General features: G+C 49.0%; 28 protein-coding genes, 1 tRNA gene and 1 pseudogene. 14 read left to right on the top strand and 16 right to left on the bottom strand.

Going from position 1 to position 23,447, the window contains the following annotated elements:
* Window positions 1-2: 2 nt before the first annotated feature.
* Window positions 3-3,197 (bottom strand): glycosyltransferase, encoded by a 3,195-nt coding sequence (locus GM557_RS04625; protein ID WP_155573151.1) that lies wholly within the window; start codon window positions 3,195-3,197, stop codon window positions 3-5.
* A gap of 234 nt (window positions 3,198-3,431) precedes the next feature.
* Here GM557_RS04625 and GM557_RS04620 point away from each other — a divergent pair, with 234 nt between their 5' ends.
* From GM557_RS04620 to GM557_RS04605, 4 genes are all read left to right on the top strand, one after another.
* Window positions 3,432-3,764: a LapA family protein gene (locus tag GM557_RS04620; RefSeq protein ID WP_155573150.1), complete on the top strand. Its 333-nt coding sequence runs from the start codon at window positions 3,432-3,434 to the stop codon at window positions 3,762-3,764.
* Between the two features lie 12 nt (window positions 3,765-3,776).
* A complete protein-coding gene (pyrF, locus tag GM557_RS04615; protein WP_155573149.1) occupies window positions 3,777-4,496 on the top strand; it encodes an orotidine-5'-phosphate decarboxylase in 720 nt (239 codons plus the stop codon).
* The gene (locus GM557_RS04610; RefSeq protein WP_370513427.1) at window positions 4,493-5,146 is read left to right on the top strand and encodes an N-(5'-phosphoribosyl)anthranilate isomerase; all 654 of its coding nucleotides are present in this window, start codon (window positions 4,493-4,495) and stop codon (window positions 5,144-5,146) included. The genes pyrF and GM557_RS04610 overlap by 4 nt, the downstream gene beginning before the upstream one ends.
* 25 nt (window positions 5,147-5,171) lie before the next feature.
* Window positions 5,172-5,262, top strand: a tRNA-Ser gene (locus tag GM557_RS04605).
* Between the two features lie 71 nt (window positions 5,263-5,333).
* Here GM557_RS04605 and nfsB read toward each other — a convergent pair.
* Window positions 5,334-5,990 (bottom strand): oxygen-insensitive NAD(P)H nitroreductase, encoded by a 657-nt coding sequence (gene nfsB, locus GM557_RS04600; protein WP_155573148.1) that lies wholly within the window; start codon window positions 5,988-5,990, stop codon window positions 5,334-5,336.
* A gap of 322 nt (window positions 5,991-6,312) precedes the next feature.
* Here nfsB and bfr point away from each other — a divergent pair, with 322 nt between their 5' ends.
* Window positions 6,313-6,807 carry a bacterioferritin gene (gene bfr / locus GM557_RS04595; RefSeq protein ID WP_155573147.1) on the top strand — a complete coding sequence of 165 codons (495 nt, stop codon included), beginning with the start codon at window positions 6,313-6,315 and terminating at the stop codon, window positions 6,805-6,807.
* A gap of 39 nt (window positions 6,808-6,846) precedes the next feature.
* On the opposite strand, the gene GM557_RS04590 is transcribed toward bfr, so the two are convergent.
* Entirely contained in the window at window positions 6,847-7,110 is a 264-nt protein-coding gene (locus tag GM557_RS04590; RefSeq protein WP_155573146.1) for a bacterioferritin-associated ferredoxin, read from the bottom strand.
* 383 nt (window positions 7,111-7,493) lie between these two features.
* On the opposite strand from GM557_RS04590, the gene GM557_RS04585 reads away from it, so the two are divergent.
* The 3 genes from GM557_RS04585 (at window position 7,494) to GM557_RS04575 (ending at window position 10,315) form a co-directional block, all read left to right on the top strand.
* Window positions 7,494-8,783 carry an MFS transporter gene (locus GM557_RS04585; protein ID WP_155573145.1) on the top strand — a complete coding sequence of 430 codons (1,290 nt, stop codon included), beginning with the start codon at window positions 7,494-7,496 and terminating at the stop codon, window positions 8,781-8,783.
* Between the two features lie 161 nt (window positions 8,784-8,944).
* Complete coding sequence (gene gpmA, locus GM557_RS04580) at window positions 8,945-9,697, top strand: 2,3-diphosphoglycerate-dependent phosphoglycerate mutase (RefSeq protein ID WP_155573144.1); 753 nt, start codon at window positions 8,945-8,947, stop codon at window positions 9,695-9,697.
* Between the two features lie 126 nt (window positions 9,698-9,823).
* Window positions 9,824-10,315, top strand: coding sequence for a hypothetical protein (locus GM557_RS04575; protein ID WP_155573143.1), 492 nt, complete (start codon window positions 9,824-9,826; stop codon window positions 10,313-10,315).
* A 398-nt stretch (window positions 10,316-10,713) separates the two neighbouring features.
* Here the strand turns inward: GM557_RS04575 and GM557_RS08915 are convergent, their stop codons facing one another.
* From GM557_RS08915 to GM557_RS04515, 13 genes and pseudogenes are all read right to left on the bottom strand, one after another.
* Window positions 10,714-10,869, bottom strand: a complete 156-nt coding sequence (locus tag GM557_RS08915) for a VOC family protein (protein WP_230880596.1) — start codon at window positions 10,867-10,869, stop codon at window positions 10,714-10,716.
* 763 nt (window positions 10,870-11,632) lie between these two features.
* Window positions 11,633-12,733, bottom strand: a complete 1,101-nt coding sequence (locus tag GM557_RS04565; protein ID WP_230880595.1) for a site-specific integrase — start codon at window positions 12,731-12,733, stop codon at window positions 11,633-11,635.
* A 26-nt stretch (window positions 12,734-12,759) separates the two neighbouring features.
* Window positions 12,760-12,915 (bottom strand): annotated as a pseudogene (locus GM557_RS09030) (helix-turn-helix domain-containing protein); the annotation flags it as partial.
* Window positions 12,902-13,093, bottom strand: coding sequence for a Lar family restriction alleviation protein (locus GM557_RS09025; RefSeq protein ID WP_155573140.1), 192 nt, complete (start codon window positions 13,091-13,093; stop codon window positions 12,902-12,904). The pseudogene GM557_RS09030 and the gene GM557_RS09025, both read right to left, overlap by 14 nt.
* Before the next feature lie 172 nt (window positions 13,094-13,265).
* Window positions 13,266-14,084: a recombinase RecT gene (locus GM557_RS04550; protein WP_155573139.1), complete on the bottom strand. Its 819-nt coding sequence runs from the start codon at window positions 14,082-14,084 to the stop codon at window positions 13,266-13,268.
* On the bottom strand, window positions 14,081-14,527 hold the full coding sequence (locus GM557_RS04545; protein ID WP_155573138.1) for a siphovirus Gp157 family protein: 447 nt from the start codon (window positions 14,525-14,527) through the stop codon (window positions 14,081-14,083). Before GM557_RS04545 ends, GM557_RS04550 begins: the two co-directional genes overlap by 4 nt.
* Window positions 14,527-14,787 carry a hypothetical protein gene (locus GM557_RS04540; RefSeq protein ID WP_155573137.1) on the bottom strand — a complete coding sequence of 87 codons (261 nt, stop codon included), beginning with the start codon at window positions 14,785-14,787 and terminating at the stop codon, window positions 14,527-14,529. Before GM557_RS04540 ends, GM557_RS04545 begins: the two co-directional genes overlap by 1 nt.
* A gap of 37 nt (window positions 14,788-14,824) precedes the next feature.
* The gene (locus GM557_RS04535) at window positions 14,825-15,139 is read right to left on the bottom strand and encodes a hypothetical protein (RefSeq protein WP_155573136.1); all 315 of its coding nucleotides are present in this window, start codon (window positions 15,137-15,139) and stop codon (window positions 14,825-14,827) included.
* Window positions 15,136-15,417, bottom strand: coding sequence for a hypothetical protein (locus GM557_RS04530; protein ID WP_155573135.1), 282 nt, complete (start codon window positions 15,415-15,417; stop codon window positions 15,136-15,138). The genes GM557_RS04535 and GM557_RS04530 overlap by 4 nt, the downstream gene beginning before the upstream one ends.
* A 308-nt stretch (window positions 15,418-15,725) precedes the next feature.
* Window positions 15,726-17,444 (bottom strand): DUF2326 domain-containing protein, encoded by a 1,719-nt coding sequence (locus GM557_RS04525; RefSeq protein ID WP_155573134.1) that lies wholly within the window; start codon window positions 17,442-17,444, stop codon window positions 15,726-15,728.
* Entirely contained in the window at window positions 17,441-17,668 is a 228-nt protein-coding gene (locus GM557_RS09020) for an ABC-three component system middle component 6 (RefSeq protein WP_370513426.1), read from the bottom strand. The genes GM557_RS04525 and GM557_RS09020 overlap by 4 nt, the downstream gene beginning before the upstream one ends.
* The gene (locus tag GM557_RS04520) at window positions 17,665-18,438 is read right to left on the bottom strand and encodes an ABC-three component system protein (protein ID WP_155573133.1); all 774 of its coding nucleotides are present in this window, start codon (window positions 18,436-18,438) and stop codon (window positions 17,665-17,667) included. Before GM557_RS04520 ends, GM557_RS09020 begins: the two co-directional genes overlap by 4 nt.
* Before the next feature lie 45 nt (window positions 18,439-18,483).
* Window positions 18,484-19,176 carry a helix-turn-helix domain-containing protein gene (locus tag GM557_RS04515; protein ID WP_196424591.1) on the bottom strand — a complete coding sequence of 231 codons (693 nt, stop codon included), beginning with the start codon at window positions 19,174-19,176 and terminating at the stop codon, window positions 18,484-18,486.
* A 308-nt stretch (window positions 19,177-19,484) separates the two neighbouring features.
* Here GM557_RS04515 and GM557_RS04510 point away from each other — a divergent pair, with 308 nt between their 5' ends.
* From GM557_RS04510 to GM557_RS04485, 6 genes are read left to right on the top strand one after another with little or no spacing between them, the layout of a single operon-like run.
* The gene (locus tag GM557_RS04510; protein WP_155573131.1) at window positions 19,485-20,252 is read left to right on the top strand and encodes a hypothetical protein; all 768 of its coding nucleotides are present in this window, start codon (window positions 19,485-19,487) and stop codon (window positions 20,250-20,252) included.
* A complete protein-coding gene (ssb, locus tag GM557_RS04505) occupies window positions 20,252-20,746 on the top strand; it encodes a single-stranded DNA-binding protein (protein WP_155573130.1) in 495 nt (164 codons plus the stop codon). The genes GM557_RS04510 and ssb overlap by 1 nt, the downstream gene beginning before the upstream one ends.
* On the top strand, window positions 20,746-21,183 hold the full coding sequence (locus GM557_RS04500) for a hypothetical protein (RefSeq protein WP_230880594.1): 438 nt from the start codon (window positions 20,746-20,748) through the stop codon (window positions 21,181-21,183). The genes ssb and GM557_RS04500 overlap by 1 nt, the downstream gene beginning before the upstream one ends.
* Window positions 21,180-22,019, top strand: coding sequence for a helix-turn-helix domain-containing protein (locus GM557_RS04495; protein WP_155573129.1), 840 nt, complete (start codon window positions 21,180-21,182; stop codon window positions 22,017-22,019). The genes GM557_RS04500 and GM557_RS04495 overlap by 4 nt, the downstream gene beginning before the upstream one ends.
* Complete coding sequence (locus GM557_RS04490) at window positions 22,009-22,647, top strand: hypothetical protein (RefSeq protein WP_155573128.1); 639 nt, start codon at window positions 22,009-22,011, stop codon at window positions 22,645-22,647. The genes GM557_RS04495 and GM557_RS04490 overlap by 11 nt, the downstream gene beginning before the upstream one ends.
* On the top strand, window positions 22,644-23,447 hold the full coding sequence (locus GM557_RS04485; protein WP_155573127.1) for a DNA adenine methylase: 804 nt from the start codon (window positions 22,644-22,646) through the stop codon (window positions 23,445-23,447). Before GM557_RS04490 ends, GM557_RS04485 begins: the two co-directional genes overlap by 4 nt.

The raw sequence follows: 23,447 nt of genomic DNA, 5'->3' as shown, positions 1-23,447 counted from the left end.
TCTTATTGTGCATCTCGTGAGCTTTCATAATCATTTGATAATGTTACCCCGATATGGGTCGGCAAGGGAGAGACATCGTCTGCCTCTTGGTCTTCCCCTTCATCTTCCTCTGCCTCATCAACCACAGGCACCGGCGAAACTTTAAGCTGAATCCGCAATGGCGCGGGAGCGAAGACTCTTTCTGGCTTAAAGGGGGGCACCTCAGGGGCAGGGTCTATCACAACCGGCTGTTGAAAGAGCTGCTCTAAAACTCGATCAAATATCTCCCGCTGTTTTGTGGCACTATGCTCTTTGCTTACAAACTCATAGGCCTTTATACGGAGGCTCTCCCATAGCTCTGGCTCCTCGTACAGGCGAATAATCTGCTGAGCAAAATGTTCTGGAGCATTTACCCCACCATCAAGAGCTTCTTGGCCATCCTTCCAGCCCAAACGCTCCATTTGCGCGCTGCTTATAATAGCGGGCACACCTTGGGCGGCAGCTTCCACTATCTCAATGGCTGTGGCCGCCAAAACACGCGCCGGATCCATAACCACACGGCATTGTTTAAGAACAGTAGCCAACCGCTCCGTCTCTGCAAAACCATCCAGAGGGGCCATTCTCTCGTAAAACCCAATATCAACAGAAGGGTGATGATACCCCCCCACATCAATAGAGAAATGGTCTTTAAAATGCCGTTGTAAATGCGGCATAATGGCAAGGCAGAACCAATCAAATCCATCATGCCCAGCATCCCCGGCCTGATAGATAGGCAAGGGAAATAAAACGCCCTTCCGCCGGGCAAAAACCTCAGCCCCCGTTTCCATTTGCTCCGGTACAACAGCATAAGGGAGCTGCACAACATTACCATAACCCAGACGATGTAACAGCGCGGCATCTACATCATCACCCGCAAGAATACCTTGGCATAACCACGCATATTCCAGCTCTTTTTGGGCTTCTCGCACCAAAGTATGAGGCTCATCCACCATACCGACAAGGCGGCGCATATGCTGCTCTAAGGCGTTAAGGCCCGTGCCTTTTTGCCCCACAATATCCAGCATAATCGCCTTATCATGAAGGAGCAGTGTCCCAGACGCCAAAACAGGCCCCACACGCCCCAAAGAGGATGCTCCTACCAGCCAAAAAAGCTTCACCCCAGCCTGATGCTGCTGCATGAAAGTCGCTATGTCCTTCACACCGCACCAACAATCTACATCCGCTGGATAATCACAAGCGATGGTAAGACGGTCTTCTTCTCCCCTCTCCAACCCTACGACCATAACCCGCCAGCCCTTTTGCCGGAAAAGCTGGATATGCTGCATGATACGCCGTGCAGGCCCACCCTCTACCGCCCTAGGGAGATGCTGAAAAATCATCATAACCTGCGGTTGACGATTCAGCCCCCCATCTCCATCGCTCGGGACGATAGAATGTGTGGGCAAGAATGTGGGGAATATCCGGCGTAACGCCTCTTTCGTGATGCGGTCTTGTGCGTAAGTCTCAGCGGTAACATGCAGGGCCTTTGCTTGGATGATAGGCCAATATACCAACCTTTCCCCCACAGCCCGCAACGCCATAGAAAGACAGGTAAAGAAGGCCTCCTCCACTGGCTTACCAACATAAGATAAAGCGCGCTCAAGACCGTCATAGCCACAAAAGAGCAACCCACCTTGCACTGCTTCTATCTCACGCTGAAGGCTCACAGAATGTGCTAAAGCCTCCACACCTTGCCTGCGTGCGGTCACAGCTCCATCACGGCAAACGGTGCTTCCGGCTTCCAACACAACATTATTGGCCGCCAAAATCTTACCACTACCCCCACTATGAGGTGTATTCAGAGCCTCCATCATAGCCGGTAACGTCATAGGAAAGAGCTGCATCCCCGACTCTATGAGCAAAATATGCGCTCCACGGATAAAGGGCAGAACATCCTGCACACGCTGCCAAAGCGGCAAATGCTCATCACTGTTAAAGTAATCAATCCCCTCAATAGCCAATTCCAGCCGCTGACGCGCTAGGCGTGATGCACTCCCGATAATGATAATTTGTAAGCCCGGTACCCCCTGCGCATGCAGAGCGGTAAGGCTTGCTACATCTAACAAATAATTCCCTTGAGAGATGAGCAACACCGTTAAGGGAGGGGTCGCATTTGCACTAAAAGACAAAGGCTGGCGGCATAAAGAAGGTAAACTCGCCTCTACCTTCTTTAACGCTACAGTCCGCGCTGCTGTGGCAGATAATTTAGCAACTGGCGGCGTCTCTGGCTCGTCTCGCTGCTTTACTAAAAGTTGGAATATATTTGCCACATGAGCTTGGTGAAGATCCCGCGGTATATCCAGCCCCGCGGCAAAGGCCCGCATATCCACCTCAGCAGAGGGATTACGCAGCTCCCTTATCCCACTACGCATGAAATGAGCATACCCATTACGGAAGGCTCCTTGGGCTACAGCCTCACGAATATCAGGATACTGCTCCAAATAATAGGATTCATCAAAATAAGGGTTAGGGTTAAAACTCTGTGGCTCGTCACAGCATAAATAATGATGAAGCGGATTAATGAAAAGGCCCTGCTCTATTAACGCTTTAACCTGCGGGTAAGTCTCTACATACCATGCTGGGTCAAAATACCACGAGGTACGGACTGTCCCCATCTCCACATCATCAAGCGATAAATACTGAGAGAATGTCCCTTGGGACGGGTCAAAAGGAATATCCTTAGCAAGGCAACTTTTAATCAGTATTTCTGGCTCAAAAAATACATGCGGAGACCGGAATTGCTTATCCCCTACCGCTAAAAAATGGTCGTACGCATTTGCATATCCCGCCTTACGTAAGGCCCTGAACCCATAATCATGATTCTCTTTAAGATAATATTCTGCCGAGAATAACCAATGTCCCGCACAGCTTTGGTTGCCTACCTCCGCATAATGCTGAAACCCATTCCGAAAAATGCCTTGCTCCTGCACACTTCGGCGCACATCAGGGTAATGTTCTAGGTACCACGCCTCATCAAAATAACGATTAGGGGCCGTAAGTTTGGCCGCCTCGTTCGTCTCCCAATAATTATGCAGTGCCTTATCATCTAAAGCAGCGTCTTTTGGGGCAAGCTGATGCGCATAGCGACGGCGATACCACGCAGCATCAAACCCAGACCATAAAGGCCCCTGCTGATTCAGACTCGCTGGTGCCTCACCAAAAACTTCACCCTGATCCATAAATCTCCCCGCCACCTTATCTTGCTCCAAGATACTCCCCGAACCTATAGCAGAGATTCTACCCCTTAGGGAACGTAGCCTCGCCAGCCTCCCCAAAAAGCATTATGCAGACAATTTACACCCCTAGGATGACAGAATGGATAACTTCTTCTAAAGTTATGTTCACCATTCAACGCAGTTCAGCCCTTGCGCCCTGCTTTGTCGCCCTGTCTGAAGCGGGATAGGAGTACCTTAATGATACGGCTTTTAATTATTGTCCTCTTTGTGGCTTTTATAGCCATTTTCTCTATGAGCAATTTGGACGCCACCACTGTTTGGATCGCCTCTTTTGGCTTTTCCATCAAAATGGGCAAGCTCATCGCGTTGCTCTCTGTCCCATCGCTCATCCTTGGCCTCCTCTTAGGGGCTGCAGGAGATATTCGCCAACGCCGGCGCGCTCGCAAAGCCGAATCCCAATTACGCGGCGCACAAAAACAGCTTATTGAGCTGCACCAAAGACTTGACCAGCTTAAACCCGCTGCCGCATCTGCATCATCTGCCGAGACCAAACACCCCCTTCCTCAATAAGAAGAACCTCTTATGTCCAGCACACGCACACGCCTTATCGCTGCTCTTGATACCGCCTCCTATGAGGAAGCCACCCAATGGGCCACCCAGCTTGAAGGAAAGGTGGATGCCATTAAATTGGGGTTAGAGTTCACCTATGCTTGTGGTCTGGATGCTGTACGCGCCCTTGGCGAACACCAAAAATTGTTTTTGGACCTCAAGCTCCACGACATCCCTAACACTGTTGCATCAGGCTTAAAGGCTCTTGCGCCTCTCCGTCCTTTTTTAACCACCATCCACGCCCTTGGCGGCCCTGAGATGATTGCTCGTGCCCGCGCAGCGTTAGAGGAATCCTTTGAGGGCGGGCCAGACCGCCCCAAGCTACTTGCTGTTACAGTCCTCACCAGCATGAATGAGCAAAGCCTTGCTGAAGTGGGCATCAACGATACACCGCTTGATGAAGTTGTGCGCCTTGGGAAAATGGCCATTCAAGCAGGAGCAGATGGGCTTGTTTGCTCCGCACACGAGCTTGTTGCTCTGCGTGATGCCCTTGGCAATAAACCGGAACTCATTGTCCCCGGCATCCGCCCTGCTGGCAGTGCGCTTGATGACCAAAAGCGCGTTATGTCTCCCACCCAAGCCGCTGAAGCAGGGGCGGATTGGATTGTTGTTGGTCGCCCCATCACCCGCGCGGACGATCCTGCTGCCGCAGCGCAGGCGATTCAGGATGAACTACAGGCAGCCTCACAGTGAGCATAGATGTTAAAATCTGCGGCCTAACGCGGGTTGAGGACATACAAGCTTGCGCTACATTAGGGGCCCGCTGGGTGGGGCTGGTATTTCACCCAGCCTCACCTCGCTTTATAGATCCTCATCACGCCGCAACATTACACGCCGCTATCCCCACACCTGCACAAGGTGGGCCTTACCGCGTGGGGTTATTCGTTAAACCCTCATGCGAGGACATTCTCTCTCTTTTGCAAAATGTTCCCCTCGATATTTTGCAGCTTTACACCGATGAAGCGACAGCCCTCCATATAAAACACGCCACTGGTAAAGAGGTCTGGCTCGCCCGTGGAGTAACCCATAAAGAGGATTTACCCCACTCATCCGCTCTGGATGGCTATATTATCGAAGCCCCCGCACAGGCTGGGGATACCCGCCCCGGCGGGCTAGGCCGTACCTTTGATTGGAGCCTTACAAAGACATGGCACGCCCCTGCCCCATGGCTGTTAGCAGGCGGGCTGACCCCTCATAATGTTGCTGAGGCTATCACCACCAGCAAAGCTCCAGCAGTTGATGTATCCTCTGGCGTGGAAGAACGGCCCGGCGTAAAATCCGCAGCCTTAATTGAGGCATTTATAAAAAATTCTCAAAAAGGGGATTGCAGTCACCATAAATGATGCTATTGTCCGGCTCACGCTCGCAGGAGAGGTGGCCGAGCGGCTTAAGGCGCACGCTTGGAAAGCGTGTGTACGTTAATAGCGTACCGAGGGTTCGAATCCCTCTCTCTCCGCCAGCATCCCCCCTAAAAATTGTCATATAGCCTATAGCTAGGGGAGTTTCTCCCCCAGCCATTAATTATGCCTCTTAGGCCTTAGAGAATAAAACATCTTCCCCTAGGCGGGATTTAGGACGCTTTGCATTATTATCGCGTTCTGCATGATATCCCAGAGAGACCATCACAAGTGGGGTTAAGCCTTTCTCTTTTAAGCCAAACTCATGAGAGAGTGCTTCTGGCTCAAAGCCTTCAATAGGGGTTGCATCAATCCCCAACATAGCTGCCGAAAGTAGCAAAAACCCTTGCGCTATATAGACCTGCTTTTGGTTCCAATGGGCTACATCACCTGCTGTTTTATGCTGTTGCACATAGCCCGCGCGTGCTGCTGCAAAGCCATCGCGCGCCGCAGCATCCTGATAGCGACCATCTTTTTCTTCTTGTTCTAACACAGAGTGCAGATACGAATCTGTTAGCTCATTCTTCGCACACAGTAAGACAACGTGGGACGCATCTATAATTTTTTCCCTGTTATAGGCCACCGGGCTCTCCACTGGGGTTGCCTTAGCTAAACGCTGCTTACCGGCCTCATCATCAGCAAGAATAAAGTGCCACGGCTGTGCATTCACTGATGACGGGCTGAAGCGCAGAGCCGCCATTAACTGCGTCACTTTATCCTGAGGGATTCGCCGCGTAGCGTCATAGGCTTTTGTCGTGTAACGCGCCTGCAAAATATGGAGGAGGTCCATGATGTGTCTCCATCTTGTTTCTAATCGTTCTATCTCTATCAAACAAACAGAAACCCGTAAAGCATTTTGCTAAAGGATGAATACTCTGAAAGGCATAGCTTATTACCCCTATTATCTCCCCTAAAAACCAACCAAAAATGTGGGATATGATGTAATTTCAAAGATGAAGCTGATAATCTTTTTCAAATAGCAATATATGATAATGATTATCACCTACGAATACATGAAATAAAATTTTTTTATTGATTTTTTACAAAAGAACTTTTATGTGTACTGCCGTTGGATGGTTCCTACTTTTATAAAATCATCAAAGGAGAGGCACATGCCTGTAAAAGACCCTAAAGTTATCGAGTTCTTAAATGCTCAACTGGCTAATGAGCTAACCGCCATTAACCAATATTTCCTTCACTCCCGGACACTGAACCACTGGGGTGTTACAAAATTAGGCAAAAAGGAATATGAAGAATCCATCGAGGAAATGCGTCACGCCGATTGGCTGATTGAACGCATCCTCTTCTTAGGTGGCTTGCCGAATCTACAACATCTCAACCCGCTGCAAATCGGTGAGAATGTTCAAGAGATTCTAGAATGTGACCTGAAGGTCGAGGCTCTCGCTCTGGAGAAAATCCGCGAAGGTATCGCTTATTGCGAGAGCGTGCGTGACTTCGTCTCCCGCGATCTTCTTTTCCGCATCCTCGCTGATGAAGAATCCCATGAGGACTTCATCGATACCCAGCTCGACCTCATCAAGCAAATTGGCATCGAGCGTTACATCACTCTCAACTCCGAGAGTGCAGACCAGAATAGCGGCTCATAATAATTACTGTTAGCTGCTAAGCTTATAAGAGAGGCCTCCCTATAGGGTGGCCTCTTTTTTTATAACCAGCTCCTCATCCCCAACAGCCTGAGCTGCCATTTGCTCCTCCAACTCCAAGGTTGTGGGGCATGGGCAATTTGTTTCGCGAGCCGCTTTGAGCAAACACGCTACGCCCTTTACGCAGTTCCCACATTTTACCCGGCATTGTCGCGCCGCATAAATCTCAGAGAGTTTCACAACTCCGGCTTGGATGGCTGTCTGCACATCCCTATCCGACAACCCATTGCATGAGCATATAATCATCTATCTTCGCCTCTGGCTGGCTAATCTTTCTTCACGCTAGTGATAATGACATTCTTTCGCAACTAAAATCTTTAAGCCATTATCCTCCCTCCAACTCTTGCAACACATCATGGGAAAAGACTCCGTAAAACCGATGAATACCCATAATAACTTCATCATTATAAGAAATAATAAGAGATATAGGTCGCCCCTCAAACACCCATAGATAATTGAAAAAATATCCTCATCATGCTATGGAGGGGATAATCGTAAGCTTATAAGTGTTAGGCTTAAATATTGAGAGGATATTCAACACTATATCACCTCATCATCCACTAAGAATGAAGGGATAAAGCCATTTAATATGGTTTTCTTCTTTCTTTACATCATGGGAGAGATTTTTAATGGCAGACTCTGTGACCAAAAAAACAAGTTTTGTCGAGAAAATAGGCATCCCAAAAGCCCTCTTTTGGGCCTTTGTTGGGCAACTACTTTTCATGGTGGGCGATGGTGTCGAGGCAGGGTATTTAGATACTTTCATGCTTCATACGGGCCATCCACAAAGTTTTGTGAATGAGCTTTTCACATGTTACGGCATTACGGTCATGCTTGCTGCATGGTTCGCCGGCCCCCTATCGGACCTAATGGGGCCTAAAAAAGTAATGTGGATTGGCCTTATTTTATGGGCTGTTTTAGAGGTCGGCTTCCTCATCTTCGGGCTAACGCCTAATAATAGCACGTGGATTCTTACATTTTACACGTTACGCGGCTTTGCTTACCCCCTCTTTGCTTATGGCTTCTTGGTTTGGATTGCCGCAGCAACCCCAAGTACAATGTTAGGTGCGGCGGCTGGATGGTTTTGGTTTTCCTTCTCCGCCGGGCTGCCAACGTTAGGCTCTCAATTCGCCCGTTTCGCAATTCCTGCGATTGGTGAAATCAATACCTTCTGGTGTTCATTAGGGCTTGTCGTTATTGGCGGGTTGTTGGCCCTCCTTTTCACGCATGAACCAACCGGTACACAACGCCTCCTCCCCACTGATGTCTCCCCTAAAAAAGCGTTTTTAGGGTCTATCAGCATCATATGGCGGGAGCCTAAAACTCTCATCGCAGGCATTGTAAGAACAGTTGATACCTCCTCCGAATATGCTTTTCTCGCTATTATGCCGGGCTTCTTTGTGGACCATCTAGGCTTTACTCTTGGGCAATGGTTAAATCTTCTATCCCTAATTTTCTTAAGCAATATTATTGTTAACCTCATCTCTGGCATGGTGGCGGATAAAATCGGCTATCGTTTTGTTGTAGCTGTCTTTGGTGGGATTGGTGGATTCGTAACCATTCCCCTCTTTTATTACATTCCACTTTGGTATCCGGGTAATTTTGCTGCTGCCGCCGCAGTTGGGATTTTATATGGGGCTTCTATCGCAGCCTTTGTGCCTCTCTCTGGGCTTATGCCGCAAATTTGCCCCCGCGAGAAAGCCGCTGCCCTCTCTATTCTTGGCTTAGGGGCTGGGGCCTCAACATGGGTTGGTCCGGCCATTGTATCCCTCTGCGAGCTCATCTTCGGGACAGGCATGGCCTATGTTATCTGGACATTCGCGGTCATCTATCTCATCACGGCAGGCCTAACAATGACGCTGCGCATTTCGCCTGAAGCACGGCGTTACATTCAACAACAAGAAGAACAAAATAACTAACCCCATACGAGAAAGGCCACGACGACTTACCGTGGCCTTTCTCGATCATCATAACGGCCATGCACAACAATGCGCGCAAATCCTAGTGAGGGCCTTGCAGTTCTCGCCATACTGGCGCACTCTCTCCCTGTCGTTAAACCTTATATATTAAGGAGTTTATCATGGCTGTAACCAAGCTTGTTCTGGTTCGTCACGGCGAGAGCCAGTGGAACCAAGAAAACCGCTTTACCGGTTGGTATGACGTAGATTTGTCCGAAAAAGGACGCAGCGAAGCCAAAGCAGCGGGCGAGCTCCTGCGTAAGGAGGGTTATTCCTTCGACTTCGCTTATACATCCGTTCTAAAACGCGCAATCCATACATTATGGAACATTCTTGATGGTGTGGACCAAGCATGGCTCCCTGTTGAGAAAAACTGGCGTCTTAATGAGCGTCACTATGGTGCGCTCCAAGGGCTGAACAAAGCCGAGACCGCCAAGAAATATGGCGATGAGCAAGTTAAGCAATGGCGTCGCGGTTTTGCTGTTACCCCCCCTGCGCTGGAGCGGTCTGACGAGCGTTTCCCCGGCCATGACCCACGCTATGCTCATCTTAGCCCTAATGAGCTTCCCACCACAGAGAGCCTCGCCCTCACCATTGAGCGCGTTATCCCTTATTGGGAGAAGAGCATTCTACCCCGTATCAAAAAAGGTGAAAAGGTCATCATCGCAGCCCACGGGAACTCCCTGCGCGCGCTGGTGAAATATCTGGATAACATGACAGAGGATGAAATCCTCAACCTGAACATCCCCACCGGTGTGCCTTTGGTTTATGAGTTCGATGAGAACTTTAAGCCTGTGAAGCATTATTACCTCGGCGATGCAGAAGAAATCGCCGCTAAGGCTGCTGCCGTAGCTAACCAGGGTAAGGCTAAGTAAGCTTCTGGCTTTACTTTGTTAAAGAAGGGGACGGTTTTTCTGCCGTCCCTTTTTTATATTGTCAGCTGACGCATAGGCTGCTCTACAATAAATAAAATGGTGAAACTTTTTCATGAGAAAGGAATCATGATGTTTGGAGTTAGAAGAACAGAAGACGATAAAATTGCTTCAGTTAATATTTATCTAGAGGCATGGAAAAGAGTCATTGATACACAAGAACATTTTAACGATATTAGTATGCGCGTAAGAGGATTACTCGGAACTTGTTTTTCGGCTCTTTTCTTATTCGCTGCTTACCTGTTGAAAGATTCAGATATAAATAATGAAAAATATATTATAATTTCTATATTATTTTTTTATGTTATCATTGCTCTTAGCTGTCTCTTTGCAGAAAAATGGTACAGAAACTTTCTTATTAGTGCAGTAAAAGTTGGAGAAGATATTGAAGAGAAGCTAAAAACCTATGGCTACGAGGCAATACAACTTACAACACAAATTAGTTGTGATGATAAAAACAAAAAAATTAATAGCCAATGGTTCTTTAGATTATTTTATTTTTTTCAAATATTCCTCCCGATTTGTGTGATTTGTTTGTTATTTTTCAAGAAAAAAGTATAATATATATAAAACTCATGATAGCCAAACAAATCACAATATAACTTTTCAAGCGCTAGCAATGGAAAGATGACCATCATAATATCCGTGCTAGAGCTATTTAACGATTGCCACACATCTTAGAAATATACTAGCAAAAAAAACCGACTCTTTAGTAGGAGGATAATTCGATCAGATTCCCATCGGGATCACGACAATAAACGGAGGAAATTTTCCCACAAGCTCCCTCTTTTATTACAGGTCCACATTCAATCTTTACGTTATGATGTGTCAGATGCTTTACAACATCATCTGCGGACAGACTGACGAGGAAACACAGATCTGCTGTTCCCTCAAGGGGATGTCTCGCTGTAAACCAGTCTTCTTGCGATATATCCTTCTGTCTAAAATTTATTTTCTGATTACCAAAGAAAAGTATATTTTTCGCACGCCACTTTTTTTGAAACAATCTTCTTCCCACACATTCCAAGAATATTTGAATACCAATCAAACGATACATCAATATCATTAACATTCAGAACAAGATGATCAATCGCTTCAACAAATAAAGTAGGCATGGTCTATCTCCATGTTCATGCTGCGACTGCGTGATAACAGGAAGCGGACGAAAAGCTTTCGCTAACCCCGAAATAGCTAGACATCCAATTCTATACCATTTTGCCAATAATATAACAGACTGCGACCAAGAAATAGACTTTTCTAGCCTGCGCCAGAGAAACATCTAAATATGGCTTAATTAATAATGTATTCTCTTTTCTACTTACCTTGTACCTGAGCAGCTATATTTTCGATCCATTAAGCAGTACTCTGATAACTAATCCCTCTTTACTATGAAGCTTCTCTTAGGGTTGAAACGTTTTATAACAATATCGGTAAGCATTTTCCCTCTATAGCCGAGCTATTACCCACACAACTACCCATATTTTCCTATCATTAACTATCACTTCATGTCACAATCTGTCACATTCTGACGTTTATTTTTGGCTGTTTTCTAAGAAGCGAGATAACAGAGCGCGCGCGAATCTGCCCGCAGAGAAACAGATTAATTGTGAGAGAGCGCAGAAAATTGGGGGCCTCGCTGGGGGCCTCAAAAAGGGGAGATAATCTATTTTTGAGGTGTTCTTTGCTTTTTTCTGGTAATCCGTGGCGGAGGGGATGGGATTCGAACCCACGATACGGGAGTTACCCGTATAACGGTTTAGCAAACCCATGAAATTAATATTAACTTCCGTAACTTACGGAATACTGTGATTTTTCGAGAACGGTTCATGCCAAAAAACATCCCTATTATCGCACCACCCCCCACAAAATCCCCCACACTCAAACATCTGTTTGCATCTGGACAATCTCCTGTTCTTCGACTGTCAGATAACCAAGATAATTGTGCTCAGTTACCTTCACTGAACTATGCCCGAGATGCCGTGATAAGCGATACAGGCTTCCCCCATTCTTCAACCACCGTATGGCGAAGGCATGCCGTAGCGAATGGACATTAAACCGCCTGTATTCAGGATTCATCCTAACCAGCCTTCTCATGAGTTGAGCGTGATTGGATGAAAAATTGCGGAAAGCCTCTCCCGTATCAGAGCTGGGGTATAGTATCCCCTCATCGGCTCCGTCCATGATGGCATCAGTCGCATTCCCGCCCGGCGTCTCCCATGATAAAGCCCGCGGATGGCTACTTTTTGTCCGTGTCAGCAATATCTGCTGACGCTCAGGATCGATCTGCTTTTTCTCCAGATGTACAGCCTCATTCAACCTCATTCCTGTCTGGTACAAAAGCTTGAGGATGCCAGCCATTGGTGGGGACGCTTCCTTGATGGCCTCTTCTATCTCCTGAATGGATGGAGGGCGTTGCGGTTCCCTCTTTTCCCTAATGATGGATCTATCATATGCTCGGACAGGATTGTCATCCCGCCAACCAATAGAGCAGCAAAATGACATCAAGCGCGAGAGGGCCGTCAGGTCGCGTCTGATTGTCGCATTCGAAACAGGCTTCTTCCCAATGTCTATTTCTGCTCCTCCTCTAGGCATTTGTCCCCTGTCCCTACGCCAGCGCACCCAGTCGGCAACATCTTTCGTCTTGATGCTAGGAAGCAAGAGGTTAGAGAACAGAGTATCAAAATTTCTTATGCTGCTCAGGTAACGCTGGGCAACAGACGGCTTAACGCCATCAAGTCCGTGTTCCATCCACATAACCACTGCACTTTTCCAGGATTTTTCACCCTCTACCCCGACCGCCTTGCGAGTGATCTCCTGCCGCAGACGCGCTACACGGCGCGCCGCTTCCCGCGCATCATTCGTGCGTAGGCTTTGTCTGTGTCTGACACCAGAAACGATGATCTCCGCCCACCAGACATTCCCTCTTTTAAAGCAATTCTGTGGAGATTTTTCTGGCTTTCTCCTAGCTGAATTCGACATAAATTTTCGTCCTCTTTTTCCTTGATCCACTGCTCAATCCTGGACGGGCTGAATGTCCATCTTCGTCCTATCTTGGTTGCTGGCATCCTCCCCTGCTGGGCCAGTTTGATAATCGTACTAGCGGGAATTCCTGTAAAACCTGCCACAAAGGCAGCATTGACGCGCTGCTCAGGTGTCGCCATGGTTGGCCTCCCTCGCTCTATTATTCCAGAGATATTCCGCATCTTCCCCAGTGAGTTCGCATGGCCCCTGGGCATAACAATTTTCACAGAAAATAAATTCATATTTCTTATCTGGGCCCCAACATAGGAAACCGCCTTCCCCACAAAACGGGCACGGTTTCCATTTTGTGTCAGTCATCCCCGCCTCCACTTCTTCCAAAACACACGCCCGATTTTAAAGGGCCAGAACAGCACTGTGGTCATCACAGGCCAGAACCCACGAGGGCAGCGGCGGCGGTAAATTGTCTCTCGATAGCGCGCGAAGAGCCCCGCCCAGATGTAGAGCCAGGCAGCAATTAATATTAATAAGGTCATTCTGGAATCTCCTGCATATCAACGGTCTGAGCGTCACGTTTTGCAGCAGCTTCTAGGCGCACTTTCATAACCTCAACATTATCCTCAACAGTACTCGCATGCCGAGGCAAATGTTTTTCGATTGTGACCATTCTATTCTTATACGCCGCGTGATTAATAAGATTGTTCAGCTCATCGATACTTTTTATGCTTTGAATCTTATCTATCAACTCATCCGCTAACCGCTTTGCTTTTTCCTCTGGCTGTTCTTTGGCTGGAACATCAATCACCATATCCTGCGCCTCTTCTGCAGTAATCAATCCGCGCAGCACATCGGGGAACGCATCACGCAAAGCAAAACCACGTGCCCGCATCTGGAGCATACGCTCAGGGTATTGCTTCCACGGGCCTTGTTTATCCCACAGCCCAGCCCTTCTAGCGTCTTGCACACTGAACCGCCCGACAACCGGCTTCTTCCCTCGCCGCGTTGCGATGCAAATAGCAGTCCGTTTTTCGCCTTCTCCTTCAATTTTCTCCTCAACATCCTCACAAACGGGAGATGAACGCACTAGAGCTAAAAGCGTATCGCCCCACACGCTCGGGCGCCCGTTGATAACAGCAATATTTTGAAGGGATTGCATCGGAGCTAACCCGAGCTCCGCTCCCATCTGGCACGCGATTACGACTGCCTGCGGCTTGCCATTATAATCTTTAGGAACCATTCCAGACCGAGCCGCCATGTCAGCAAACTGCATTAATTCGCTGAAATTGCGGGGTTGTAACGGAGATGCGTGGATAGAAGGCGCATTATTATGCGTTGTAAGCTCTGTACTCATTTCGATTTTCCTTTAATGGTGATTGTCGGGTCTCCCTCGACCAGTTCGGCCCCGGCTAGTTCGGGGCGGAATTTCAGCATCTGGCCAAGGGCGCGGGCATCGATCTTGTCCGGCTGAGGCTTGAACAGCTCCGGGGCGGCATCTTTCAGGGCAGCTTCATCCGTGACCACGGCACGAGTGGCCCCCTTGCGGATGCTGGCCATGTATGGGCCTGCATCCACCTGAAACTCGCCATCCGCCATCATCTGGCTGACAATGGCGGCCTTGATGGCGGTTCGCGCTGCCTTTGCAATGGCTTCGATCTGTCCCAGCACTTCATGAAGCTGTACGGCTACCGGGAGAATTTCATTGGCCTGTCTGGCCTGTGCAAGAAGCGGAACGTAATCATCAATGGCCCGTTTCAACGGGGCATGGTTGTCGTTGATGATTTTAACGAGACTCATCAGAACACCCCTTCTTTCACCAACGCCGCAACGCCATCTGCGACGTGCAATCGATGAGTGTCAGCAATGCGCAGCATCCCATTACGCTCGTAAGCTTCGGCGGCGCGCAAATCATCCACAATCTGCGATTTAATCTGTGCTACATTTGCGGCCCTGAAGCGTTCCTGCCGTTGGTGTTGAGCGCGTTCAGCAATTCCTGGCGGCACTCCAAACCATTTGTGAAAAATGGACGCACTTGTCCCGTTTGCATCTTTCATCATCTCAAAATCCTCGCTTTATTTGGTGGTTAGTTAGTAATCAGTCGTAACGCCACTGGTCGTGGTAATTTCTAACAGCATCCTCTTTGGCACGTTCTTCAGTCCGTCCAGTCTCATCATCACTAATACAGTCACTAAGACGACCACGAAGAATATCCAGCGCATTAAACGCGATATATTGGTCACCTTCTAAACGCTCTATGATGTAATCATCACGCTCTAAAAGATTGGCGCAGCGTGTAATGAGAGCGAGCATGTCATAAGCGGAGCGGCGAGGATTGCTCTCAATTCTCTCTAACAAGCCGTTATCACTGGCGCGACTGGTGCCGATAATCTGATGTTCTATCAAGTTCACGGCTCAAGCCCTCTCACAATCGCAGCATGGAGGGCGATATCCCCAGCGGCGTCGGCCTTCCCCTGATTGTATGGGGGCAGTGCAGGGCTACTGCTGAGGTCGCCGAGGATTGTTGAGATGCCCTTTAAAATCACCTGACACTCAGCAAGCGAGCCAGCGTTCTGGGCACGCTCCTGTAGCTGGCCCAGCAGGGCTTCTGTCGTAAGACAGGGCACCCCCGCCCCAACAATGACAACGTCATCAAAAATTGCCGCTGATGCAGCTTCTCGATTCTCCACCTCTCACCTCCGTGTTTGTGCGGTGTGAGGCTAATATGTTAGATATTTCTAACAATTGCAAGCAAAAAATAGAAAAATCTTACTTTAGTTAGATTTTAGATAATCCCTTACCATCCCGCAGCCACAAAAAAACCGCCCCTGAGGGCGGCGGAGGCAGTAATGGGAAAATGCTGATTCGAGCGATTGCCACGCATTAGACACTTTCTGCAATCTCGACAAGCACAGGTATATCTTTCAGGAGCCGGACGTCCTTCTCGGGATCGGGAATGACCGACATCAGGAAGTTCCTAGAAGGGTGAAGAAGGTAATCAAAAACGGATACCGAAAAGAGACTCAGATATATCTTTATCATTCAGTACTAGTCTAACCTTTGACTTATAATTAAAATCTGCCGAAAAATCTTGTTCAGGGACAGAGTCTGTGTTCATTGTACAGATGTACTGGAAATCGTATTTTTCCGAAAGATAGGCTACTAATTCAAGTGCGCGGGCGCACTGACGGGAATCAACACCGTCGAATATCGTGCTATCATGGATAAGAAAATCAATTCCGAGACCACGTTTTCTGGCAAGAATCATAAGAGTAAGGTCATAACAGAATATCTGCATTTTACCTTTTCCCTCGCTGGAAGCTCCTTCGATATCCGTGCTGAGCTCATAGCCGTTTCTTCCAGCGGAAATGATCAGCTTACCTGATTTTTTATACAACGCCCTTAAGAAGTCATCAAAAAGACAGATGGCTTCATCAACAAGAGAAGATTTCTCGTCACGGTCAGCACATGTTCTTTTTTCAATATCATCACGTTCATCCTTGAGTTTTTGCTTTGCTCTACCCAGTTCTTTCTTCCGACTAATCTCCTCCTCCAGAATATTCTTTCTGGTCAATTTCTCCGTATACTTCTCCTGGAAGACGGTAAACTCATCCAAGGCACGTTTATTCTTCAATAAAGAAAGCAGAGCAGCACGTTCTTCAACGGCTTCTTCCAAGGCTTTTTTTCTGCTGGATATGCTTTCTCTGAGGGATGTTATCGTGTTGGCAAGAAAATCTCTTCTATCCCGGATAAGACTGATATGGAAATCCTTTGCCTGATCAAGTGTTTTCACGACATTTCTGGGCAGAATGGATCCAGCTTCCTTAAAAAGACGCGCTAATTTTTCATTATCAACATCTTCAGGTTCTTTTATTGATTTTTCATAATTCTTGAGAGATTCACCATCTATGAAATTGTCCTCATTCATGCGACTTATCTTCACCGTAAGGGAATTTGCTTTCTCCTCTATGTCGCGGTACTGCGGAAGAACTTCAAAACGATCCAAGTTATTTTTTGTTTCCTCACACTCTCTTGAAAGAAGAATGAGTTCTGTCTCAAGCTTTGCAACCGACGTTGTATCAGCACCAATGACACCGTCTTTTATAGCTTTTTTCAGCGCAGAAAGAGATGCATCTTTATCTTTCAGAAACTGGAGAGATTGCGGGTTGCGCCAATCCAGACCAAGAAGAAAAGCGTTGTCGATCTGCGCAGCATAGCTCTTCTGTTTCGGAACAGGACGAAAGGCGTCAATATAGGATTCCTTTCCCGTGCGAATAAAATGTTTCAGAAGGGAACGTGCGGTAGGAGCGTACTTTTCTTCCTTCAAAGAGGTGGGGAGGGAAAATAATTTTTCCCCAAGAATTTGCTGCCACTCCTGCAGGGAGAGGGTTTTCTGCCGGTTGTTCTGAGACAAATATTCAATCGTCACCGATTTACTATCATCAAGACGTCGCGTGACGGATATTGTCTCGTCGACCAGTGTTATCTTCATCGTGAAGGACCAGTCTTTGAGCGCAGGGCTTTTCAGACCTTTCTTTCCACTGAGCTGACTGCCGAGACAGAAGTCTATGATTTCAAGCAGAAGGCTCTTGCCGACAGCATTGCGAGTATCTTTCTTGCTGGAGGCTGCTGTACGGTCGGCGAGAATGATATTCTCGCCGACCGTAAAAATCACCTTATGAAAGCCGTCATGATCAGCATAAATAGCTTCTATCATTTCAACATTCTCTCAATACGTCCATTCCGCATGTCGACCGTTCCCATGATGAACAGAAGGTCTGCCGCCAAAATAAAACGTTCGAATATGAGATCTTCATAGGATTGTGACGTGTCCTCCCAGAGCTCCGAAACGGTCTTCGAACGATCCAGACATTCAAGAATCGCAGCGCACACGCCTAGAAGGCAACGCGGAACAGGGATATATTTTGTCGGAAGTATCATCTTTCAAAAAGATCGCACGTTTCGAAGAAATATACCAAGACAGCTACCCCCGCCTGGCGGAGACCAGGACTACCGTGACACGACTCTGTATAATCGCACATCCCTTTGAATAAGTCTTGCCCCCTTTTCCCCTTTCTATACAATCCGCTATATTCGTTCTGAAATCCTGCAAGCAGCCTATTAATAAAGTCAGGGTCTTCTTTTTCGACCTTCTGTTTTAAAAATTTCTCGATCATGGAGCTTATCTCAAGTCCCCTCTCTATCACGTAACGGTCATCCTCAGTCAAATTATTCCTGTCTATTTTTTCATCCATCGGAATTTTTCCGAACTCAGATGCGGCAGAATAATTGCGGTAATTAGATATGATATGTGAAGATACCTCTTCCAGTTCTTCAAATTTGACATCATTAAAGCGGGTTGCAAGAACTCTCTGCTCATGCTTGCGCTTCATGCTAAACAGATCATCAGCGGAATATTTATCAGGATTTGTCTTGTCGATTTCTGTATGATGGTTGGGGCAGAGATACATGAGATTGGAACAGGAGTTTCTCTTTTCGTCGCTCATTTCTGGGTCATAACGTGGACCTCCAGGTGATGCGGCGCAGATGTGGGCCGCTTCCCCTTTTGTACCAGGTGCATCAAGAGGAGCGAGTTTTTCCGTGCATCCCTCAAAAGCACACTCATTCCCTGACTGGCTAGAAAGCTGTATCAGGACAGCCTGACTTACAGCCTTCCGTTTCCTTTTCTTTTTTTTATCATTTTCAGTCATATCATCCTCCTCCCCCCCTCCAAAAAACAATAACCTTCAAACGGGTTACTTCCAGACCCACTTCCCCACGACACGGCCCTGTATCATCACGTCCGCCACGGGCTGGTCATACGGGGAATAATCAGGGTTCTTGCTGATGATGCGGAGGACGTCCTGCTCAGGGGATGAACCTGGGATGATCTGGACCATCTTCACCACCAGACCGTAGCGATTGTGGATGATGTAGGCCCCATCATGCGAAACGGTCCGGTCCCCCACATCCACAAGGACTTTCTCACCCGGAAGATAATCCGGGATCATGGACTCACCTGCTACCGTGACGATGGCCAAATTGTTGAGCGATGTGGCCCGTACCCCAGCCAGCGCACTTCTGGGCAGCGTCCATATCTTGGACACGTCTTGCAGGTCAGGAACCTCTAGCCCCGCGCCGGCCGCAGCTTGCACGTCAAACTCAGGTATCTGCACCAGCCCATAAGTGCCGTCTAGCTGGCTTTGCTTGGGATGGGCCATGTCACTGGCAGATGGTTTGCTTTCACCCCACAATTCAGCCGCAGAACATCCCAACGCCCTAGCAATTTTCTCCACGTTGCTTTTCCTTGGCTCTCTGGACTTCCCACTAAAAAGGTCAGTTAAATAAGCCTTACTGACGCCAGAACGTCTTATGACTTCGGCTTTGTTCAGTCCCTCCATCTTCATGATGGCCTCAATGCGGTCTGCAACTGGTGATCTATTCTGCATAGTAAGAAGCATCTTACACCCATACGTATGAAAAGGTAGGAAGAAACATCTTACTATTCTTGACTTTGTTAGATAAATCTACCATATATCTAACTTATGAGACATACAGCCCTACTCAACAAGATTGAGAGTTTTTGCCGACGCACCGGAATGGGGGAAACCACTCTGGCGCGTAAGGCAAAAATTTATCCTCAGATCGTCCAGCGTCTCCGTGGCGGTCATTCAATCTTGGTCAAAACAGAAGAGCGACTTGTCGCTTTTATGGACGAATACAAGCCCGAAAAAGCCCCCACTCAGAGGAGCGCATCATGAGCCTCAGTGAAAAAACACGTCTTGAGCTATTAAAAATTGCCTTGGCCCTAGGCTGCCCAGAGGAAACCAAGAAGCAATATCGCTTCATGGTCGCTCTTCTCAAAACGAGTGAGGCGGAATGCACGCCGAAAACATTCCGCTCTCTAACTGGTGAAATTATCGAGGAAGCAACTGGGCCAGTCTCTCCTTCAACCACTGTTCCCGCTTACCAGGAAGAATATCGGGGACATTTTGAAGAAGAAATTCCGTTTCTCCAGAAAGCTGCCATGGAAACGAAAATTGACGGTTCCGGTAATCTTCATGCAGCACAGCTCTCCACTGGACGGACACAACCTGCTGCGCCCTACTCTCAAAAATCACAAGTATCTCATCAGGCGTTGCGGCACGCTCAGCCCAACGAAGGATGGTCACATCATACATCTTCATTTCCTTCTTCTGATAAACAGCACCCGGCGGACTCGTACTCCGCCGGGTGCACAGGGAGCGTAGCAGGGCACGCCTGCTATCAATCAGGCTGTGCCATGCATGACGGGCCTGCCGGAGACGAAAAACGGCGTGACTGTGGCAGTTTCCCCAGCCCTACCGATGACGAACTACGGAAGCATGGCTGCCCTGCTCTGGTAGAGCCACGGGCCAGAACATTCCTCTGCCAGCTGCCGGACTCTGACCTTGCCGCCATCAACGCTGGTGTGATCCCGACACCGCTCATGAAGCTGATGGGCCGTGTTGCCTACGATGAGCTGGAACGCCGGAGGGACGCATAATGGCAGGCAGCGTAAACAAGGTCATCCTGGTGGGGAATCTCGGGCGTGACCCGGAAGTCCGCAACACACAGTCCGGTAGCAAGGTCGTTAATCTGGCCATCGCCACGAGTGACACATGGAACGACCGCAACACGGATGAGCGGCGGGACCGTACAGAATGGCACCGTGTGTCTATCTTCAATGAGCGTGTCGGTGATGTTGCCGAACGCTACCTGCACAAGGGCAGCAAGGTCTACATTGAGGGCGAACTCCGCACCCGCAAATGGACGGACAAGCAGGGCGTGGAGAAGTACACGACCGAGGTAGTGATCGCTCAATTTCGTGGCAATCTCGTGATGCTCGGAGATGGGCAGGGCCGGAACGACAATCAGCCCGCACAGGCCACCAACCAGAACAGCACCCAGCGTTACCAGAGCGGCAACTCCATGAGCGATGCTGCCGGGTACGGGTATGGCGGCAGCAGCCAGCCGCTCGATGACGAGATTCCGTTCTGATGGCCCGCGTCATTACCTTCACGCTGCCACGGCCTACACCGTCCCTGAATACGACGCTGTATAAGGACAAGTTCGGGGCGTCTCGTGAGAAAGAAAGGCTGCGCAACGTGGTCTGGTTCGAGGTGAGGGATAAAATCCCTCCCTCCCCCTTCCAGTTCGCACGGGTCGAAATTGAGCGTTGGAGCGTGGGAACACCTGATAAGGATAATCTGAATGGCGGGGTTAAGGCACTCCTGGACTGCCTAACAACCCCCGTCCCTCTACAGGTCCGAACGCCCGGCGCGAAGCAGCGCATCCGCAACAAATACGGCCTCGGACTGATTGTTGATGATGCACCTGAATACGCGGACGTTATCGTCAGGCCGGTTAAGTGCCGCCGCCGAGCCGAGCAAAAAACCGTGGTCACAATAACAGAGATTGAAGGAGGCCGCTCATGAGTATTACAGCATTGAACTGGGCGAAAAAACAACGTGTCAGCCCCACCCAAAAGTTGGTTTTGCTGGTTCTGGCCGATTGTGCCGATAACGAAGGGATAGCATTCCCCTCTATGGCCTATCTTGAAGAGATAACCGGCCTCAGTGACAGGTCAATCCGCACAGCCAAAAAGGCTATGATGGCCGCCAAGATTATCACAAAAGAACAATGGATGCGCGTCAATGACGTGCGCCTTTCTCTTGATGATAATTTTGAAAAAACGGAAGCTCTTTCCACAAAAACGGAAGTAGGTTCCAGAAAAAAGGAAACACGTTCCGAAAATATCAAAACGGAAACTCCTTCCATTATAACGGAAGCTCTTTCCACAAAAACGGAAGTAGGTTCCGCAGTACCAGAACCACCAATAACCACCAAGAACCATCACTCTATCCCCCCTAGCCCCCCTAGCGAAAAATCTCGCTCGAAAAAATCGACTGCCTCGAAGCCGAAGGCGGCCATGCCCAAGGTCGACCTCCCCGACTGGATGCCGCTCAAGGCGTGGGATGGCTGGCTGGAGATGCGCCGGGGCAAGAAATGCCCTGCCACTCCCCGAGCGCTGGAGCTGGCCGTGAAGAAACTGGCCGGTCTGCGAGCTCAGGGCCACGACCCCGAGGCGGTTCTGGACCAGTCCACGATGATGGGATGGCAGGGTTTGTTCCCGGTCAAGCCGGATCGCAGCGGACAACTGCCCCACAACGTCACCCCGTTCCCCCGGCCCATGAGCCCGGCAGAGCAGAACCGGCGGGGCTCGATCGACCGCATCCGTGCCCGACAGGAGGCCCTCCGCAATGCACAGTGAAATCACTGCAACCCAGCAGAATACCGCCGTTTCAACGGCGCATCAGATCGAGTTCAGCGAGGCCCTTCTGGCTGCGATCAAGCAGCAATCCCAGCATCCAGACCCGTCATGCGCCCCCTACCTGCCCCGTGCCGTTGTGGCTGAGGCCCGGCAGGCCGCCGAGGCGATGGAGCACCGCTATCTGGCCCCGCTGGAGGCCCCGGCCCTCCACGCCTTCATCGAGAACCTTCTCGACACGCTGAACGCCTGCGTCAGGAATCCTCTGGACGGTGACACGCTCACGATCAGGGTGCGGTCGTGCTGCCTGATCCTGGCTGACGTCCCCCGCCGGGTGTTCCGGGATGAGTTCGCTAGGGCCTGCCTGAAACGCTGCAAGTTCATGCCCTCTCCCGCTGATCTTCTGGAGATGGCGGAAGAAGCCGCCCAGACGTGGCGGGAGAAGACGGCGCAGGTCAAGTTGATCGTGACCCACGACGCAGGGAAACGCTTCACGCTGGGATACGCCCCGCCGCCAGAGGATGACGCCGCAGAGCCGCTCCAGCTCACCAGCGAGCAGAGCGACCAGCTACAGCATCAGTTGGACGACACGTTGGGACGGTTCAAGAGCAAGAGGGAGGTGCGCGCATGAAGCCATTTGTGAAATGGGCTGGCGGCAAACGTCAATTAGTTGCTATCCTGCAAGAGGAACTGCCTGAAAGATTTGATACATATTATGAACCTTTCTTAGGCGGTGGCGCACTCTTTTTTAGCCAACTGCCCCAAAAGGCGGCCATCTCGGACATTAACTCTCACCTCATCAACGCTTATACGATCATCAGAGATGAGTTGCCTTGCCTATTGCAGGCTCTCAGCAGACATCAGAACACCCCTGATTATTTTTACGCCATACGCGCCCAAGACCCGACTACGCTCTCCAAGGTAGAGCAAGCCAGCCGGTTCATATTCTTGAATAGAACATGCTTTAACGGCCTGTATCGAGAGAATAAAAAGGGCAAATTCAATACCCCATTCGGCAAATATAAAAATCCAAACATCCTAGATGCGACAAACTTAACCGCTATTCATGGCTATCTTAATGAAAAATCTATATCCATTAGCTGTCATGATTACAAAAAAGTGCGTTCTACCGCTCAAAAAGGGGATTTTGTGTATCTCGACCCCCCTTATGTGCCGCTGACACCAACAGCTAACTTCTCTAGCTACACAAAGCAGGGGTTTACTCTGCAAGACCAAGAAGACCTTGCCGCACTCTTTAAAGAGCTTTCACACAAAGGAGTAAAAGCCATGCTCTCTAACTCTAATACCGAGATTGTTAGAGAGCTATATCGCGGCTTTGACATCAAAACAGTATCCGCCAAAAGAGCCATTAACTGCAAAGGGGGAAGCAGAGGGGAAGAGCCAAACGAGGTTATTGTGAGGAATTATTAA

It is taken from the genome of Bombella sp. ESL0385, from assembly GCF_009725755.1.
In the GTDB taxonomy this organism is placed as follows: Bacteria; Pseudomonadota; Alphaproteobacteria; order Acetobacterales; family Acetobacteraceae; genus Bombella; species Bombella pollinis.
Note: the sequence above shows the minus strand (reverse complement) of the source record. Positions and strands in the feature narration are given on the sequence as shown.